The organism is Natronoarchaeum mannanilyticum, assembly GCF_039522665.1.
In the GTDB taxonomy this organism is placed as follows: Archaea; Halobacteriota; Halobacteria; order Halobacteriales; family Natronoarchaeaceae; genus Natronoarchaeum; species Natronoarchaeum mannanilyticum.
The window spans coordinates 124,073-141,334 of sequence record NZ_BAAADV010000003.1; the positions used below are offsets into that span (position 1 = coordinate 124,073).

Sequence of the window (17,262 nt, forward strand, 5' to 3'; positions counted from 1 at the left end):
GCCCGGATGACGAAAGGGTAAACGGGAGGACGGACAATCCACCGGCATGGAGAGTCTCAACCGGATGGCGATCGAGCTGGTCGACGAGGCGCTGGACTTCGCCGAGGAGCTCGACATCGGCGCGCACGAACTCGACAACGAGGCGACGGTGCTGGACTTCGGCGTCGAGTTCCCCGGCGGCGTCGAGGCCGGACTGCTGCTCGCGGAGATCCAGACCGCCGGGCTGGCGACCGTCCAGACGCGGATGGACGAGGTCGCCGGCGCGCCGATCCCCCACGTCGAGCTGTCGACCGACCACCCCGCGCTGGCGCTGCTGTGCTCCCAGAAGGCGGGCTGGGAGCTCAGCGCCGACGGATTCGAGGGACTGGGCAGCGGCCCGGCCCGCGCGCTGGTCGGCGAGGAAGAGGAGTTCGCCCGCGTGGGCTACCACGACGCGTTCGATCTCACGGTGCTGGCCCTCGAGAGCGACGAGTTACCCGACGAAGCCGTCGCCGAGCAGGTCGCGCGCATGGCCGACGTCGAGACCAGCGGCGTGTTCCTGCCGACGTTCCCGACGGCGAGCGTCGTCGGGAGCGTGACGACGGCCGCGCGCGCCGCCGAACTCGCCGCGTTCCGACTCTCGGAGCTGGGCTACGATCCGGTGGATCTCGCCGGCGCGACGGCGAGCGCACCGATGCCGCCGGTCGCGGGCGACGAGGAGACCGCGCTCGGCCGGACCAACGACGCGCTGGCCTACGGCGGGCAGGTCCACCTCACGGTCGAATCGGAGTTCGACCGCTTCGACGAGGTCGTCTCGACGGCGACCGACGAGTACGGTCGGCCGTTCGCGGACATCTTCGCGGAGGCCGACTGGGACTTCTACGACGTCGAAGAGAGCGTCTTCGCGCCCGCGCAGGTGACGGTCGACGTGCTCGGCGGCTCGACCGAGGTGTACGGCGCGACCGACGAGGAGCTGCTCGCCGAGAGCTTCGACCTCTAACGTGACGACGCAACAGTTCAAACCGGTTCCCGAACCGCCAGAATCGCTGGAGAGAGTTGAGGAAGCGCGGCGGGCCGTCCCCCTGGTGCCCGACCCCCAGGCGGACTGCTGTGCGCGCCTGCAGGACCGGATCGGGTCGGGTAGTCGGCAGGACGCCGAAGCACAAGGCGCGTCGAGCCCTGTCTCGCTAACTCGACAGGACGCCGAGACGTGGCTCACGTTCCTCCGCGCGCTCGAACTCGTCGAGCGCAAGCAGAGCGGCTACGCGCGAACCCGTCACGACATCGATCGGGACGAACTGGCGTCGGCGTTCCGCGAGCGCGTCGTCGGCGCCGACGCGGCGCTGGACGCCGCAGCGGGACAGTCGGGGGACGCCGCCGTCGAAGCCGCCTTCGAGGCCGTCCGCGATAGCGTTCCGGAGTGGGAGCGGCGGCGCCACGACGACTGGGAGTCGGTGTGGCGCGATCGGACGGAGCGACTGCTGGAGTGGGGCGACCTCTTCGGCGTCGATACGTCGTAACTGGGAGCAATACGTCGTAGCCGGGGAGCATCGACGACCGGAACGACGCGGCGCGTCGGGACCGAGCGACACCCACACACCACCGGTTCAAGTGCGAACCGAACGAGGGAGGGGGTCCATCGTGGGGGCGACGAATCGGTCCCCCAGCGAATTATTGATCCGAGAAGGGCGACGAGATCGAACTCCGCAGGAAACGAGAGGCCGGATACCGCGGTCGTCGAAGGTCCGACTACACCGTATCGAGGACACCCACACACCACCGGTTCAAGTCCGCGGCGTCAGGACGGAAGGGAGGGTCCCGAGCACCCCTCACGACTGCGGCGCGCGCCGCTTCAGATCCGCCACGATGTCGTCGAAGTCGCCGACGTCTTCGAGCGCGTCGAGGGCGGCGGTCGTCGGAACCTCCAGCGCGTACTCGTAGTAGTTGCCGCGAGCGCCGGCGTTGCGCTCGTGGCGTTCGAGGACGCTCTGCATCGTCAGGTCGCCGAGGTGGTCGTGGACCGATCGCTTGGTGATCGGATCGACGGCGAGGTGATCGCAGTACCGGCGGTACCGCGGGTACAGGTCGCGCATCCGAACCGGCGTCTCGTCGCGGGTGGCGTGAGCGGTGACCGCTAGCAACACGAGGTGGCCGTGGACCGTCAGCTGGCGCATCCCCTCCTGAACGCGTTCGGTTTCGATGACGTTCCGAGCCGTGCGGACGTGGGACTCCGCGATCGCCTCGGCGTCGTCGTTGCTCGCGAGCTCGCCCGCCCGAAGCAGTAGCGTGATCGCCTGTCGAGCGCTCCCGGTGTCCTGGGCGGCGATCGCGGCACAGAGCGGGATGACGTCCTGGTCGAGCGCGTCGTCGCGGATCGCCAGCTCGGCGCGCGACCGGAGGATCTGGCGCAGCTCGCCGGCGTCGTACGGCGAGAAGTGTAGCTCCTCCTCGCAGAGCGTGTCCTTGACTTTCGGCGAGAGCTGATCCCGAAAGGCGAAGTTGTTCGAGATGCCGATGAGGCCGGGCTTGACGGATTCGAGGTAGCCGTTCGATCGAGCGCGCGGGAGTTCGTAGAGGATGTCGTCGTCGGTGCCGATGTTGTCGATCTCGTCGAGGACGATCAGCACCGTCCCGCCGATCGACTCCAGTTCGTCGTACAGCATGTCGAAGACGGTCGCTTCGGGATACCCCGTCGTGCTGATCTGGCGCCCCGGACCGCGCAGCTCGTTGACGAGGTGGACCGCGATCTGGTACGACGAGTTGAGCGTGTTGCAGTTGACGTGGACGATCGAGAGGTCGACGTCGTCGTACTGCCGGCAGTCGGCCGCAAGCTCCGAAAGCAGGTACTCGGTCGCCGCGGTCTTGCCGACGCCGGTCTTGCCGTAGAGGAAGATGTTGTTGGGTTGCCAGCCGTCGACGACCGGCTGCAGGGCGTCGGTGTACGCGTCGAGTTCCTCGTCGCGAGCCTCCAGCGATTCCGGTTCGTAGTCGTCGCGGAGCGCGTCCTTCTCCTCGAAGATCGACCGCCGACGAGTGAACCGGCCCATGCGTCTAGCAGTCAGCCATCATCTGATAAAGCCACCGGTTCAACTGGTTCGAGTCTAGCAACTATATTTAAAACAACACACACCACCGATTCGAATGCGCGGCTGGCCAGTCGCCGCAGAATTCGGTCCGGGCGATTCGGTGTGCGTCGAACCGAACGCCCCGCGAGAGGGGTCGTTCGCCCCGCCTCGAAGACCTATCGTCGCCGCGGTCCACGGGTCCGCGACGAGGGAGACTTGTGTCCGTTGCCTCCTCCCCGTTTTCAATACGTCGAATTGCTTCCGCCGGGAGACTGTCCTCTGGACGCCGATCGGTATCGACCTGGGCCTGATCCAGTAGCTCTCCATCGGAATCGAGACGTGCTGTCAGTGACTCAGTGCGTTCCCCGAGGTTCCGTACACTCGGTCCGCCACGCACTCGAATCGGTGGTGTGGGGGGAGTCCCGCACACTCGAACCGATGGTGCCCCTTGTGACTCCGCCGCACTTGAATCGGTGGTGTGTGAGAGCAGATACAGCAGCGATCGACCACGTGAAAGACGTGGCAACCTAGACGGAACGAACGACGGAACAGCGAATCGGAACCGGCGAGATCGCGGGTCGTTCGACGGAATCGGAAGCGGAGGCCAGTGTGACGCCAGACCACCCACCCCAGCAAAACGCCGCTGGACTTGAACCGGTGGTGTGTGGGTGTCCTCGATGGCGGCGAGACGGCCGAGCGAACGGTGACGTCGAGACGAAAAGTAGCCTCGAATCGAACGGCGGGAATCGTGTCCTGCCGGCCGTTACTTGTACTGCTGACAGACGCGCCGGATACCTTCCTCGAAGTCGATCTGTGGCTCCCAGCCGGTCGCCTCTCGCATCTTCGAGGGGTCCGCGCAGGTATCGTGGACGTACACGTCCTCGGGGATCGGGTTCTCGACGTACTCGGGCTCGACGTCCGTTCCCAGCTCGTCGTTGAGCAGATCGACGACCGTGTTGAAATCGTAGGCCTCGCCGGTGCCGAGATTATACACGCCGTCCAGTTCGTGCTCGGCCGCCAGCACCAGCCCGCGCACGATGTCCGAGACGTGCGTGAAATCCCGCGTCTGCGCGCCGTCGCCGTAGATTTTGGGCGCCTCGCCGTTGGCGATGTCGTCGGCGAACTGCGCGATCACGTTCGCGTACTCGCCCTTGTGTTCTTCCGCGCCGCCGTAGCCCTGATACACCGAGAAAAACCGCATCCCCGCTGCCGTCAGGTCGTAGTGGTTCGAGAAATACTCCGCGTAGCTCTCCCGGGCCATCTTCGAGGCCTCGTACCCCGTGTTGACCGTCACGTCCATGTCCTCGGGCGAGGGCTCGGTCCGGCTGCCGTAGATCGACGACGTCGAGGCGTACACGACCGTCTCGCAGCCGTCGGCTTTGGCCTGCTCGACGACGTTGACGAACCCTTCGACGTTGACGCGCGCGCCCGTCGTCGGGTCGTCCTCGTGCATCGCGTACGACGACAGCGCCGCCAGGTGGAACACCACGTCCACGTCCGTCGGCAGGTTACCGTCGAGCACGCTCGCTTCGCGGTACTCGACGGCATCGTCGAGGTTTTCCGGGGTTCCCAGATAGCCGTCATCGACCACCACCACGTCGTTCTCGGCGGCCAGCTCGTTCGCCAGGTTCGACCCGATGAAGCCAGCGCCGCCCGTCACCAGAATCCGCTTGCCTTGCATTGTTTGAGGAACCCCCACGGAACGTCAAAAGGTTACCTACACGAGAACGTCGAAGTGACAGCGAACAGGCGTCGTAGCGACCCCGGAACCCGAACGTTTACTCCGCGAAATCGACGCCTCCGATCTCGAAGCGCGCGCCACCTTCTCGGCTCTCTTCGACGGTGATCGTCCAGCCGTGGGCGTCTACGATCCGGCGGACGATCGCGAGGCCGAGGCCGCTCCGGTCGTCGTCGGTCGAGTAGCCCGACTCGAACGCCTGCTCCGGATCGGTCATCTCGAAGCCCTCACCGTCGTCAGCCACGTAGAACCCCCGCGTCCCGTTGCGCTCGACCAGGCCGACTCGAACTACCTCCTCGGCCGGCCCGTGCTCGACCGCGTTCTGGAACAGGTTCTCCAGTAGGAGTCGCAGTCCGCCGGGATCGGCCTCGATCCGGAGGTGCTCCTCTCGGAGCGACTCGTCGACGCGAAGCGATACCCCCAGTTCATCGACCGACAGCCACGCGCTCTCGGCGACCGACTCGATATCGGTCGGGCTCACGTCGTCGAACTGCCGACCGGTGCGGGCGAGCGTCACGACGTCCTCGACCAGCTGCTCGGAGTTGTCCAGAACGGCCACCGTCCGCTCGATGTGTTCGTCGTCGTCGTGCTGGCGCCGCGCCAGCTCCAGCGAGCTTCGCGCGGTCGTGAGCAAGTTCGACAGGTCGTGAGAGAGGACCTGCGCGACCTCCTCGAGAACCTCGTCTTCTTCGACATCCGTCCCAACCAGTTCGTTCCCCATCCAATAGTTCGAACGTTCACTCCAACTAACATAATGTCGACGAAGCCCCTGATTGTTGCCCCCACTTCGCATTCGATGTCCCGGCCAAGTAGCGTATTTCCGTCCGACATCCAATCCGAGCGGCGTATCCACGGATTAGCGGCCGGCTGCCGTGTATCCGCACATCACCAGACCGATGCGAACGACTCTTCACCGATCGAACTGATGCCCGAACCGTATGTGGCCCTGGGGACACGCCGCCGTCGGGTATCTGCTGTACGCCGCGTCGGTTCGACGCCGCAGCGGCCTCCGCCCGGCCGGCGGACCGGTCGTCTGGCTCGCGATCGGCACGCAGGCACCGGATCTGGTCGACAAGCCGCTCGCGTGGACCGCGGGCGTGCTACCGACCGGTCGGTCGCTCGCCCACGCGCTCCCCATCGTCGTCCCGCTCCTTGCAGTGGGCTACCTGTTCGCCAGACGCCGCGGCCGCGACGAGTGGGCGTTCGCGTTCAGTCTCGGCTACCTCGCGCACGTCCTCGCGGACGCGCTGCCCTCGCTGGTCTGGGGCGACCCGGCGTACGCCCGGTTCCTGCTGTGGCCGCTCCTGACGCTGCCGCCCTACGACGAATCGAAGTCGTTCCTCGCGCATCTGACGAGCATCGAGCCGACGGGGTATCTCGCGGTCCAGTTCGCGCTGACCGCGATCGCCGCCGCAGTCTGGTGGCGCGACGGGCGGCCCGGGCTCGACGTGCTCGCCGCGGCGTGGCGACGCCTCGGGCCGGCTGGTTCCTGACGCCGTCGCCCGTCCGCTGCGTTCGACGGCCCCGCCGCGGCGTCCCGACGCCGCCGCGCGTTCGGCTCGACGGTAGGCCGCGGCGTCCCGACGCCGCCGCGTCACGGGGTGACAAACTCTTTTATTACGGGCGCGAAAGCTTCCCCTATGGGTCCCTACGAGGGCGACGTCTCGTCGGAGTCGATCGACTACGAGCCGGTCAGCGTGAAGGACGTCCTCGTGGAGATGAAAGACACCTCCGAGCTGCTGATCGATCTGTCGTACTCCGCGGTGCTCCACGGGAGCGAGGCTATCGCCCGCGAGGTGCTCACCTTGGAAGAGAAGATGGGGGTCCTCCAGATGCGCGCGCGGATGAGCCTGATGATGGCCGCGCGCAACCCCTCCGACACCGAGCGACTGGCGCCGGTGCTGGGCGTCGTCGGCGGCGCCCAGAAGATCAGCGACGCCGCCGGCGACGTCGCCAAGATCGTCATCGAGGAGATGGGGCTGCCCGAGGCGATGCGGGCGGCGATCCCCGAGGCCGTCGAGATGCTGGTCCGGGGCACCGTCGCCCGCGACTCCGAGTTCGCCGGCCGCACGCTCGAAGACGTCAACCTCGAATCCCGAACGGGCGTCCGCGTCATCGCGATCCGACGGGGGCCGGAGTGGATTCTCAACCCCGGTCCCGAAACTATGGTCGAGTCCGCCGACGTCGTCATCCTGCGCGGCCCCGACCAGTCGATCGCGGACGTGTACGAGACGTACACCGGCGAGGCCTACGAACCGCCGGAGGTCGACGAGCCCGGCGTCGACGACCTGGACCGCGCGGTCGACTCGATCGTCCACATGAAGAACCTCAGCGAGCTCGCGGTCGACCTGGCCTACAGCAGCATCCTCTTCGACAATGTCGAGCTCGCGGAGGAGGTCCGGAACCTCGAAGTGGAGGTCGACGCCCTCCAGTCCCGCTTCGAGGCGTGGACGCTCCGGGCCGCCGCCGACGCCGATGACCCCGTCGCGCTGCGCGGGCTGATCCGGCTCGGCATCGCGACCGAGGTGATCAGCGACGCCGCCCTGGAGATCAGCGAGGGCGTCCTCCGGGACATCGAGGTCCATCCCGTCGTCGAACTCGCGGTCAAGGAGAGCGACGAGATTATCTCCCGAGTGGAGATCGAACCGGGGAGCCCGCTGGTCGGCACGGACGTCGTCGAGGGGATCCCCGACACCGAGGTGAGCATGAGCGTCATCGCGATCCGCCGACCCGACGAAGGCTGGCTGCTCGTCGCCGACGCCGAGACCGAGCTGGCCGCCGGCGACGTGCTGATCGCCAAGGGAACGCGCACGTCTGCCGAGACGTTCGAGAAGCTGGCGAGCGCCTGAATTCTGCTACCGTTCTAGCCCCGACAGTAGATAGTGGCGCAGTTTCTTTATCCAGAAGTTTGCTCGAGACTGAATTAAGTGAGTCCATTAAGTGCACGTTCGAACTGAACACAAGAACGTTTGTTGAATAACAGAAGAAGAACCAACCCTGCGCAGGCTCGCGCGCTATTCGTTGTCCTCGTCGACGGTGTACAGGTATTTCATGAAGTACGCCAGCAGTATGAGCGCAGCACCAACCAGAGGAATATGGTGTATCGCATAGCCGTGTGTTTGGACGGCCAGCACCCAGAACAGGACCATCAGGCTACCCATGAACCCGATGAGCCCCTGCGCAACGAGAACGCCCGTAACGATGCTATTCTCAAACCGCCCCGCGGGGAACTGTAATATGCGATTTGCACCGGCTTGATCTTCGGGCATAGTAATGGAAAATGGCCAAATAGTGTTAAACGTTACCGCACCACGCCGAAGCACTACATCCCATACTGAACAGGAATTTCGAGAGAACTCTGAATAATAAACCGCAGTTCCGACTACTGCGAACGTCACCGCAACACGGTCAGCGCCACGGCGAACAGGATGACGACGCCCAGCACGTCGGTGACGTTCGTGACGACCGGGATCGTCGTCTCGTCGGGATCGACGCCGAACCGGTAGGACGCGTACGTCGCGCCGATGCTCAGCCCCGACGCGACGAGCGCGAGCAGCATGCCGCTGCCCAGCGAGATCACCAGCAGGTCGACCAGTCCCATCGGCTCGCCGAGCAGGTGGCCGATCGCGAACGCCGCGAGGCCGGTGACGCCGAACACCGTCGCCGCGAGCGCGAGCGTCGCGAGCACGTCGACCCACAGCACCGGGTCGCGAGGATCGAACGAGAGGGTACCGAGGTGGAGCCGCGTCGAGAGCCGCGCGCTCAGGATCGCCCCGAGGTTCCCGCCAGTACCGATCATCACGGGGACGAGCACGGCCAGCACCCGGTACTCCGCCAGGAACGCCGCGTAGGTGTCGAGCACGAGGCCCGAGCCGAGTTCGAGCACGCTCAGCGCGGCCAGCAGCGGCACCATCCGGCGCACGATACCGGGAATGGTCCAGGCACCGACGCCGTCGGCCGCCGAGCTCATCGTGACACCACCCCAGATGTCGGCGTCCGGATCACAGCACCACCCCCACGGACACGAGCGCGACGTACAGGAAGAAGACGCCGAAGATGTCGCCGATCGTCGTGACGATCGGGCCGACCAGGTTGTCCGGATCCATCCCGCGCTCGTAGCTCGCGAAGATCAGCGTCAGCAGTCCCGCGATCAGCACGACCGCCGTCAGCGTCCCCGCGATGAGCAGGATGGCGATCAACTGTACGAGACTCGCCGAGTCGCGCCCGAGCAGCGCCAGCAGCGCCCACGACGCCGTCGCGATGAACACCGAGATCGCGACGCCGTTGACGTACGACGCGATTACGGCGTTGACGAGCCGCTGTTGCCACTCGAACTCCGGTTCGAGCAGCCCCTGGTGGATGCCGCTGGCGACGCGAGCGCCCAGCGAGCCGTACACGTTCCCGCGGGTCGCCAGAAACGCGGGCAGAAGCAACCACATCCCCGGAAACTGCTCGAATGCCCGTGTCATCGCGTCCGATCCCAGAACGGTGCCGGCGATCAGTCCGCCGACGAGGCTGGCCAGCAGGACGGGCAGGGACTCCCGGTAGACCTGCCAGACCTCCCGGCGAACGTCCATACCCGACTGTCACCCAGTCGAATGTTAAACCTAACGAGCGTCCGCGGGGGCATATAGACGCCGAAGCGCGGGTCAGACGCCGACGCGTGGGCGCGGCATCCAGACGCCAAAAACGGGGCTACTCCGCCGGATGCACGTCCGTAACAGTCCCGACACCCTTGCTCTGACCCTCTCGAAAGACGAACCGCTGGCCCTCCTCGACGAGGTACGGCCGGAACTTGAACCGGACCGTCGCGTTGCCCTTGTCGCCGGGCAGCAGCGTCCCGCCCTCGGGATAAAAGGCCGCGGCCTCGCTGATAGTCTCTAAGTGCACGACCGGCTCGTACCCGTCGTCGATCCGCGTCGGGTGGTTGAGCACCATCACCTCGGCCTCGAACTCGCGGACCGCGGTCGGCTCCGAGTCACGCGGGACCAGCACCATGCCGCGCTCGACCTCCGCCTCGGGGACGCCCTTGAGCGCGATGCCGACGATCCGGCCGGCCTCGGCGTGGTCCACGCGGTGGTAGTGCATCTCGATCGACCGGGCCTCGACCTCCCGGAACTGGCCGTCGGCCATCGGCCCGAGCAGAAGCTCGTCGCCCGCTTCGATCTCGCCGGACATGATCGTCCCCGAGGCGACCGCCCCGACGCCGGTGACGTTGTACGTGCGGTCGACGTACATCCGGAACTCGCCGTCGGCGCCGGCGGTCTTGGGCAGGCGCTCGAACAGCTCGTCGAGCACGTCGACGCCCTCCATCTCGACGGCGCTGGTGGTGACGATCGGCACGACCGTCTCGCCGATCTCCTCGACGGCGGCGTCGACGCCGTGGCGGTCGATCCGCAGCGGCGAGCGGTCGGCCTCCCGGAGCATCCGCTCGATCTCGCGCTCGACTTCGAGCAGGCGGTCCTCCGAGACCACGTCTGCCTTGGTGATCGCGACGATCGTCGGCAGGTCGGTCGCGAGCAACACGCCGAGGTGTTCGCGGGTCGTCTTCGTGGGGCCGTCGTCGGCCGCCACCGTCAGCAGGCCGTAGTCGAGCTTCTGGCCGACCAGCCCGCGGATCGTCGTCCGGAGCCACGGCTCGTGGCCCACGGTGTCGACGAACGACACCAGCCGGTCGGACTCCTCGACGATGCGCGCGCGATCGGACTTGCGGTGGGGGTTGTCCATCCGAACCGGGCCCTCGTCGTCGAAGCCGTACACGGCGTACGACAGGTCCGCCGAGAGGCCGCGTTCGACCTCGTGGGGCTGGACATCGAGGTAGCCTCGCGTCCCGCCCTCGCCGTCGTCGGCCTGGCCGGTCACGAGCGACCCGACGAGCGTGCTCTTGCCGTGGTCGACGTGTCCCGCGGTGCCGACGACGATGTGGCTGTCGTCGACGTCCAGAATGCCGCCCTCTCGGATCGTCGCGACGCCGACCAGACCCGTCGTCGCCTCCCCGGCGGCAGTATCCCCGCGGCCGCCGTCACCCCGTCCGCCGTCACCGCGCGGCCCGTTACCCCCCGCGTCGCCCGGCGGCGATCGGTTCGGCGCGGTGCCCTCTGTGGCGTCCGCCGGATCGACGCCCCACGTCTGGACATCCTCGATGTGGGCGCCGGCCTCTTCGGCCAGCAGGCTCAGCACGTCCATCGACTCGGAGAACTGCTCGGGCGGGATGCCGGCCAGCCCACCCTCGTCGGTGACGCCCACGACGTACGTCGCCTCGCCGTCGCCCGAGAGGACGCGGTGCCGGAGCTGGGCCGCCAGGCTCTCGCGGCGACCGTCCGACAGGTGCACGTCGCGCTGGAGTCGCTCCTTGAACTCGACGCTGCCGCCTTCCCGCTCGCCGCGCTCTATCGCCCGCTCGAGCGCGGCCCGGTCGGGGCTCATATCCCCGGATTGGGGAACCGTTACCAAAAGACTTCCTGCCGGCAGAGAGTGTCACGCACGATTTTGCCCGGCCGAGACGCCGCCTCGCGGATTGCGGACGGCAAGGACGACGCGCCGCGGGCCGTACCCGAACTCACCCCTCGACGAACCGAACCCCGTCGAGATCGACCCGGAGGCCACCGCCGTCGCTCTCGTTCAGCGAGAGCCGCCAGCCGTGAGCCTCGGCGATCGCGCGTGCGGTCGACAGTCCCAATCCGGGACGCGCCTGCTCGGTCGAGTACCCCGCTTCGAGCGCCCGCTCGCGCTGGTCCTCGGGGATGCCGGGCCCGTCGTCGGCGACGAACAGCCCCGTCTCGGTGGCGCCGACGGTGATCGTCACTGCGGCGTCGCCCGACGAGTCGTCCGCGGCATCGTCGGTCGATCCGTACTCGACGGCGTTTTCGAAGAGGCGCTCGAACAGTTCGAGGAGGTGGTTGTACTGCCCCGCGACGTGCTGGAGATCCTCGACGACGAGCGTCGCGTCGGACGCCTCCAGCTCTCCCCAGCACGAGCGAACCAGCGAGTCGACGTCGATCGACTCGAACCGCTCGATCCGCTTGCCCATGCGGGCCATCGTGACGACGCTGTCGCCGATCTCTCCGATCTCCGCGAGCGCCTCGTCGACGTGCTCGAAGTACTCATCGTCGCCGTCGCGCCGCGCGCGTTCGAGGTACCCTCGGGCGATCGTCAGGGGGTTCTGGAGGTCGTGGCTGACGACGCTCGCGACCTCCTCGATCCGCTCGTCGGGGTCGCGGACGCCGTCGGGTCGAAACTCGCCGGCGCCGTTCTCGCGCGACGGGGCTGTACCGGCGTCCTCCACGGCGACAGTGTCGGCGCCGCCGTCGGTCGCCTGTTCGACGGCGGCCGCCTCGTCGACCTGCGAACTGACCGCCACGGCCGTGTGAATCCGGTGAGCCAGCAGCGTGAACTGCGCGGGACGGCCCTTCTGGAGGTACGCGGCCGCGCCGGCGTCGAGCGCGCGCTCGACGAGCGCCTCGTTGTTCCGCGCGGTGAAGAGAAGGCAGGGCACGCCGGGAGCGCGCTCGCGGACGCGCTCGACCAGCTCGATGCCGTCGCCCGCACCCAGATCCAGATCCGTGACGACGCAGTCCACGTCGCCGACCGCCAGTCGATCGAGCGCGGCGTCGGGATCGCCGATCGTGGTCACGTCCAGCGAATCGTCCGCCGCCGCGAGGTACTCGGCGGTCAGCGCGGCGAACTCCTCGTCGTCGTCGACGTGCAGGACGGTGACCGATTCTCGCATCTATCCCAGAATGCCGCCCCGGCTACATATCTCTTATTGCGATACATTTCTCTCCAGATACTACATTTACTTACCGACTAATTACGGGTATTATCGTCCCTAACGAGAGAAAACAGCCGGACGGCTATCCGTCGTCGGTCAGCGTCTCGTAGGCGCGGTTCACCCGCTTGAACGCCTCCTCGCTGCCCTCATCGGTGTCCGGGTGAACCGTCTTCACTTTCTGCCGGTAGGCTTCCTTGATCCGGGCCCGGTCGGCGTCGGGCGTCACGCCGAGCACCCGGGCGGCCTCGGCCGGCGTCGGCCCCTCGGCGGCCGCCTGCCCGCCGCCGTTGCGGGCTCGCTGGCCGCGTGGGCCGCCCCTCCTGCGGCTCCCGCCACCCTCGGCGTCGCCGCGCTGGCCGCTACCGCGGCGAGCGCTGTCCCGGCCGACGCCGGCGAACGGCCCGCGGGCGTCGCGGAACCGCTGCTCGCGCGGCCCGGCGCCGAAGCCGCCCCGGGACTGCTCCCGGCGCTCGTACTCGCCGGCAGCGGCGCGCCGGCGGACGCGATCGGCCATCCGGCCCGAGGCGTGGTACCACACGAGGTACGACGCCAGCCCGAACGCGGCGGCGATCGTGAGGAAAAACAGGCTAAAGCGAAGCGCGAGGACGAACTGCAGGACGGCCATGACGCCGAAGACGCCGGCCAGGGCCATCAGGAGCGGCGATCGCTGCACGGATGGGCGTACGTGCTCCAGCATTCAAATACTCTCGTGCGCCCCGGAGATCCGCCGGAAGTCTCGTTTCGAGCGGCTCGGCGGAACGGACGTTCGACGCCCGGAGGAACGGACGTTCGACGCCCGGAGGAACAGTTCGACGGCCACAGGAACGATTTTCAGCTCTCGAGGCGGACGGAGCTCAGCTTCGCGCGTTCCCACTCGTGGCGCTGCCTGAGGCGGTGAAACCCCTTCTCGGTCAGCGAGTAGTAGTTCGTCCGACTGTCGAGCCGGCCCTTCTCGACGTAGCCCTCCTCGACGAGCGTATCCAGATTCGGATAGACGTTTCCGCGGTTCACGTCCGTCGCTGCCTCGGCTTCGAAGCGCGCTTTGATATCCTGTCCCGACGGTCGATCCGCACTCGCGATGATGAACAGGAGGTCCCGCTGAAACGCCGTCCTGTCGAACAGTGCCATACGCTCACTGCCACGATTCGCATTATCGTTATTTAGCTTCTGAAACGACGACCGAACTGTTACTCGGTAAATAACAGTTTCCGAATCCGAGTGATCGAGCCGGGTTGACCGGCACGCCGTCGTGCGGTAGTAACTGCGCACCGCCCGTCAGACCGGCTCGCCGAACGCGTACACCGTGCTGTGGCCGGTCACCTCGACCTCCAGGAACTCGCCGACCTCGACGCCGCGCTCGCCGGCGTTCTGGACGATGATCTGGCGGTAGGCGCCGTCGCGGCACTTCACGGAGTCGCCGGTACCCTCCTCGACGGCGAGCACCTCGCGCGTCTCGCCGACCATCGCGTCGTAGGCCTCGGCGACGATCTCCTGCTTGAGTTCGGACATCTCCTTCGAGCGGTCCTTCTTGACCTGTCCGCCCAGACCCTTCAGGTCGGCTGCGTCGGTGCCGGGGCGCTTGGAGAATCTGGTCACGTTGACCTTCTCGGGGCGGGTCTCTCTGAACAGGGCCATGCTCTGTGCGTGGTCGCGGTCGGTCTCGCTGGGGAAGCCGACGATGAAGTCCGTCGAGAGCGTCCAGTAGTCAAGCCGGTCGTCGAAGGTTTCGACGACTTCGACGAACTCCTCGACCTGGTGCTGGCGGCGCATGTCCCCGAGCACGTCGTTCGAGCCCGACTGGACGGGCGCGTGGATGAAGTTGTACAGCTCGTCGTGCTCGGCGAACACGTCGGCCAGCTCCTCGCGGATGCCGTGGATCCCCTTCGGGTTGGCCATGCCGACTCGAACCCGAAAGTCGCCGTCGATCTCCGAGCAGATGCGATCGAGCAGGCGGTGGAGCTTGCGCTCGCCCTCGTCCCAGCCGTAGACGCCGGTGTCCTGGCCGGTGATGCGGATTTCTTTGGCGCCCGCGTGAACGAGCGCGCGAGCCTTCTCGACGTTCTCCTCGACCGGCGGCGAGTCGATCTTGCCGGTCGCGTGCTTCGTGATGCAGTACGAACAGTCGCTCATGCAGCCGCGAGCGATCGGCAGGATGCCGACGACGCCGTCGAGGATCGGCTCGGTGCCCGCCGTGGTGGTCGGACACTCGCCGTTGCCGACGGCGTTTGGCACCTCGTCCCAGTGGAGCACGCGGGCGTCGATCCCGGCTTCGTCGAACTCCTCGCCCTGCGCGATCGCCATGCAGCCCGTGACGATCAGATCGGCCGTCTCTTCCTGAAGTTCCTCGGCGCGGCGGAGCATGTTGCGCTCGGTTTTCTCGACGACGGTACAGGAGTTCATGATGGCGACGTCCGCCTCGGACGGCCCCTCGACGGGTCGGTGGCCCGCGTCGCGCAGCTTGCGCTCGATCTGCCGGCTCTCACCCCGGTTCGACGTACAGCCGTAGGTCTCGATGTGGTAGCGGGCCATCGCGTCGTCACCGAATGGGGGCCGCGCGGCAAAAAGCGCGACGAAACCACCCGGGCGTACTGGAGGCACCCATTGCCGAAAACAAAACTTCTCCCCTCGTCTGGAAATCGGCGATTTGGGATCGAACATCGTCGATGAGGAAGAATTTCTACTTCAGAGAGTGGTATGAAAATATAAGTAGTTGGTCCCACCATACTGATAGTATGGCTGAAAGGAAGTTCACAGTGACAACCGGCGCGGCGACGTCCGCGATACTCGTCGCCGTGCTCGTGGTGAGTATCATCGGCGCGGCCGGGACGAACGGGGCCGCCCAATCGAACATCGACGGCGCGACGATCCAGTCGGCCGAGGACGTCGAAACGGCCGACGAGATCTACGTCGAGGAGGACGGCGACGCCGTGCTCGTCTACCAGACCGAGGAGGACGGCGACGACGACGATAGCGACCTCCGAACGATGGACATCGGGATGTCCGCCAGCGAGGGGCTGGCCCACGTCCTCATCGAGAGCGACTCCGAAGAGCTCGAGGAGAACGCCAGCGGCGGCCTGACGCTGCTGCTCGAACAGGACCGGTTCGCCGGTAACGGCACCTTCAGCATGGACCGACCCGAGGAACTGGAGTCGCTGGCGCTCGACGTGACCGCCGAGCGAACCAGCGAGACCAACACGTTCGACGCCGACTTCCAGGCCTCCGTCCCCAACGAGGGCGACGCCGCTCAGCTCCAGTCGTTCCAGACGAGCGGCGACATGAGCATGACGGCCGACACGTTCGCCACGAGCGGCGAGTTCGAGGCCGAAGCCGCGATCCCGACCGACGTCGCGTACGGCGTGAGCGTCGAGGACACCGGCTCGGGCTACAGCATGGACATCGACCGTACCGAGCCGGTCAGCGAGTTCCAGGCCGGCAGCTGGGAGGACCGTGACGCGGCCAAGCAGACCCTCGAAAGTCAGTTCGGCGGCATGGCCGAGCAGTTCGGCGGCACCAGTACCGTGACGATCGACGACTACTCCTTCGAGGAGTCCAGCACCGGCTACACGCTTGACATCTCCTACACGGTCGAGTACGAGAACGTCAAGGACGGCGTCGCGAATCAGCTGGAGACCCAGCTCGCCCAGGACGAACAGCTCGACCTGAGCGAGGAGGAAGCCGGCGCGGTCGCACAGAGCATCGTCGACGTCGAGCTCCGGACGCTCGAAGCGAACGTCGAGACGTCCGACACCGGCGCCACGGGTAGCTGGGAAGCCGAGATCGGCAACTACGGCGATGCGCTCGATTCGACGCTCGAGATCGCCGAGAGCCAGTCGACCGACGAGAACGTCACCGAGAGCATCCAGCAGGTGCGGACGATGTTCGAGGCCCAGCAGGCCGCGGACCTGCGCCAGACGGTCGAGTGGTCCGCGAACATGACCGCCGGCGAGGAGACGATCGACGTCGGCGCCGACGTCTCCAGCGACTCCGAGAACTGGGCCGCGTACGTCGACGAGCTCCAGGACCGCGGCGTCGACGCCGCCCAGAACGACGTCTCGATGGATCTCCACGCCGAAACGGACGGCGGGGAGCTCAGCGCGGACATGTCGATGAGCGTCGAGCAGGAGGACCTCGTCGGCACGATGGTCGACTCGGTCATCCAGTCGGCGTCCCAGGACCCGACGACCGGCGAGGAGACCGAACGCGTCCTCCAGCAGCTCAAAAACTCCGAGTTCCAGACCGGCAAGATCGACGTCGGCGTCGACTCCGACAGCGTCACGATCGAGGCCGGCGCCAAGTTCGACAACATGTCGGCGCTGGGCGATCAGGTCAACCAGGCGTTCGGCGGCCACACCGTCACGCAGATCGCGGGCGATCTCGGGGACGGCGACACCAGCGAGATGCACGTCCACGTCGACGGACTCGTCGAGTCCGGCGCGAGCGAGGAGGAGGTCAGCGAACTCGCGATCGCCAGCTCCTCGACCGAGATTCACACCGGCGGCGACTGGGACCGCTCGTTCAACACGATGGACACCGATAGCGCGAAGCAGTTCCTCGGGCTGAACGACGATAGCGAAAGCGACGAGGAATCCGACTCCAGCGTGCCCGGCTTCGGCCCGGCCGCCGCAACCGTCGCGCTGGCCGGCGCCGCGCTGCTGGCCCGTCGCCGAGCCTGAAAACGAGACCGCAAACTGCAGCTGACCGATCTTTTT

Annotated in this window: 16 protein-coding genes; 5 read left to right on the forward strand and 11 right to left on the reverse strand. The window is 66.9% G+C overall.

The window, feature by feature from the left end:
- The first annotated feature begins 46 nt into the window (after positions 1 to 46).
- Entirely contained in the window at positions 47 to 979 is a 933-nt protein-coding gene (mch, locus tag ABDZ81_RS09105; protein ID WP_343773648.1) for a methenyltetrahydromethanopterin cyclohydrolase, read from the forward strand.
- Between the two features lies 1 nt (position 980).
- On the forward strand, positions 981 to 1,499 hold the full coding sequence (locus tag ABDZ81_RS09110) for a double winged helix-containing putative transcriptional regulator (protein WP_343773649.1): 519 nt from the start codon (positions 981 to 983) through the stop codon (positions 1,497 to 1,499).
- 309 nt (positions 1,500 to 1,808) lie between these two features.
- On the opposite strand, the gene ABDZ81_RS09115 is transcribed toward ABDZ81_RS09110, so the two are convergent.
- From ABDZ81_RS09115 to ABDZ81_RS09125, 3 genes are all read right to left on the reverse strand, one after another.
- Entirely contained in the window at positions 1,809 to 3,026 is a 1,218-nt protein-coding gene (locus tag ABDZ81_RS09115; protein ID WP_343773650.1) for an orc1/cdc6 family replication initiation protein, read from the reverse strand.
- Between the two features lie 781 nt (positions 3,027 to 3,807).
- Positions 3,808 to 4,725 (reverse strand): NAD-dependent epimerase/dehydratase family protein, encoded by a 918-nt coding sequence (locus ABDZ81_RS09120; RefSeq protein WP_343773651.1) that lies wholly within the window; start codon positions 4,723 to 4,725, stop codon positions 3,808 to 3,810.
- Positions 4,726 to 4,822: 97 nt separating this feature from the next.
- A complete protein-coding gene (locus ABDZ81_RS09125; protein WP_343773652.1) occupies positions 4,823 to 5,503 on the reverse strand; it encodes a sensor histidine kinase in 681 nt (226 codons plus the stop codon).
- A gap of 217 nt (positions 5,504 to 5,720) precedes the next feature.
- On the opposite strand from ABDZ81_RS09125, the gene ABDZ81_RS09130 reads away from it, so the two are divergent.
- Positions 5,721 to 6,275: a metal-dependent hydrolase gene (locus tag ABDZ81_RS09130; protein ID WP_343773653.1), complete on the forward strand. Its 555-nt coding sequence runs from the start codon at positions 5,721 to 5,723 to the stop codon at positions 6,273 to 6,275.
- Positions 6,276 to 6,422: 147 nt separating this feature from the next.
- Positions 6,423 to 7,631, forward strand: a complete 1,209-nt coding sequence (locus ABDZ81_RS09135) for a potassium channel family protein (RefSeq protein WP_343773654.1) — start codon at positions 6,423 to 6,425, stop codon at positions 7,629 to 7,631.
- Positions 7,632 to 7,796: 165 nt separating this feature from the next.
- Here the strand turns inward: ABDZ81_RS09135 and ABDZ81_RS09140 are convergent, their stop codons facing one another.
- The 8 genes from ABDZ81_RS09140 to ABDZ81_RS09175 all read right to left on the reverse strand — a co-directional run bounded on the left by ABDZ81_RS09140 (position 7,797) and on the right by ABDZ81_RS09175 (position 15,082).
- A complete protein-coding gene (locus tag ABDZ81_RS09140; protein WP_343773655.1) occupies positions 7,797 to 8,051 on the reverse strand; it encodes a hypothetical protein in 255 nt (84 codons plus the stop codon).
- A 125-nt stretch (positions 8,052 to 8,176) separates the two neighbouring features.
- Positions 8,177 to 8,752, reverse strand: a complete 576-nt coding sequence (locus ABDZ81_RS09145; RefSeq protein WP_343773656.1) for a magnesium transporter — start codon at positions 8,750 to 8,752, stop codon at positions 8,177 to 8,179.
- A 31-nt stretch (positions 8,753 to 8,783) separates the two neighbouring features.
- The gene (locus ABDZ81_RS09150) at positions 8,784 to 9,359 is read right to left on the reverse strand and encodes a magnesium transporter (RefSeq protein ID WP_343773657.1); all 576 of its coding nucleotides are present in this window, start codon (positions 9,357 to 9,359) and stop codon (positions 8,784 to 8,786) included.
- A gap of 118 nt (positions 9,360 to 9,477) precedes the next feature.
- Entirely contained in the window at positions 9,478 to 11,208 is a 1,731-nt protein-coding gene (locus tag ABDZ81_RS09155) for a GTPBP1 family GTP-binding protein (protein WP_343773658.1), read from the reverse strand.
- Between the two features lie 133 nt (positions 11,209 to 11,341).
- Complete coding sequence (locus tag ABDZ81_RS09160) at positions 11,342 to 12,511, reverse strand: ATP-binding response regulator (protein ID WP_343773659.1); 1,170 nt, start codon at positions 12,509 to 12,511, stop codon at positions 11,342 to 11,344.
- A 124-nt stretch (positions 12,512 to 12,635) separates the two neighbouring features.
- Positions 12,636 to 13,226: a J domain-containing protein gene (locus ABDZ81_RS09165; RefSeq protein WP_343773660.1), complete on the reverse strand. Its 591-nt coding sequence runs from the start codon at positions 13,224 to 13,226 to the stop codon at positions 12,636 to 12,638.
- A 158-nt stretch (positions 13,227 to 13,384) separates the two neighbouring features.
- A complete protein-coding gene (locus ABDZ81_RS09170; protein WP_377074724.1) occupies positions 13,385 to 13,681 on the reverse strand; it encodes a PadR family transcriptional regulator in 297 nt (98 codons plus the stop codon).
- 147 nt (positions 13,682 to 13,828) lie between these two features.
- On the reverse strand, positions 13,829 to 15,082 hold the full coding sequence (locus ABDZ81_RS09175) for a tRNA (N(6)-L-threonylcarbamoyladenosine(37)-C(2))-methylthiotransferase (RefSeq protein WP_343773661.1): 1,254 nt from the start codon (positions 15,080 to 15,082) through the stop codon (positions 13,829 to 13,831).
- Between the two features lie 203 nt (positions 15,083 to 15,285).
- Between ABDZ81_RS09175 and ABDZ81_RS09180 the strand changes: the two genes are divergently transcribed.
- The gene (locus ABDZ81_RS09180; RefSeq protein WP_343773662.1) at positions 15,286 to 17,226 is read left to right on the forward strand and encodes a PGF-CTERM sorting domain-containing protein; all 1,941 of its coding nucleotides are present in this window, start codon (positions 15,286 to 15,288) and stop codon (positions 17,224 to 17,226) included.
- The last annotated feature ends 36 nt before the right edge of the window (positions 17,227 to 17,262 follow it).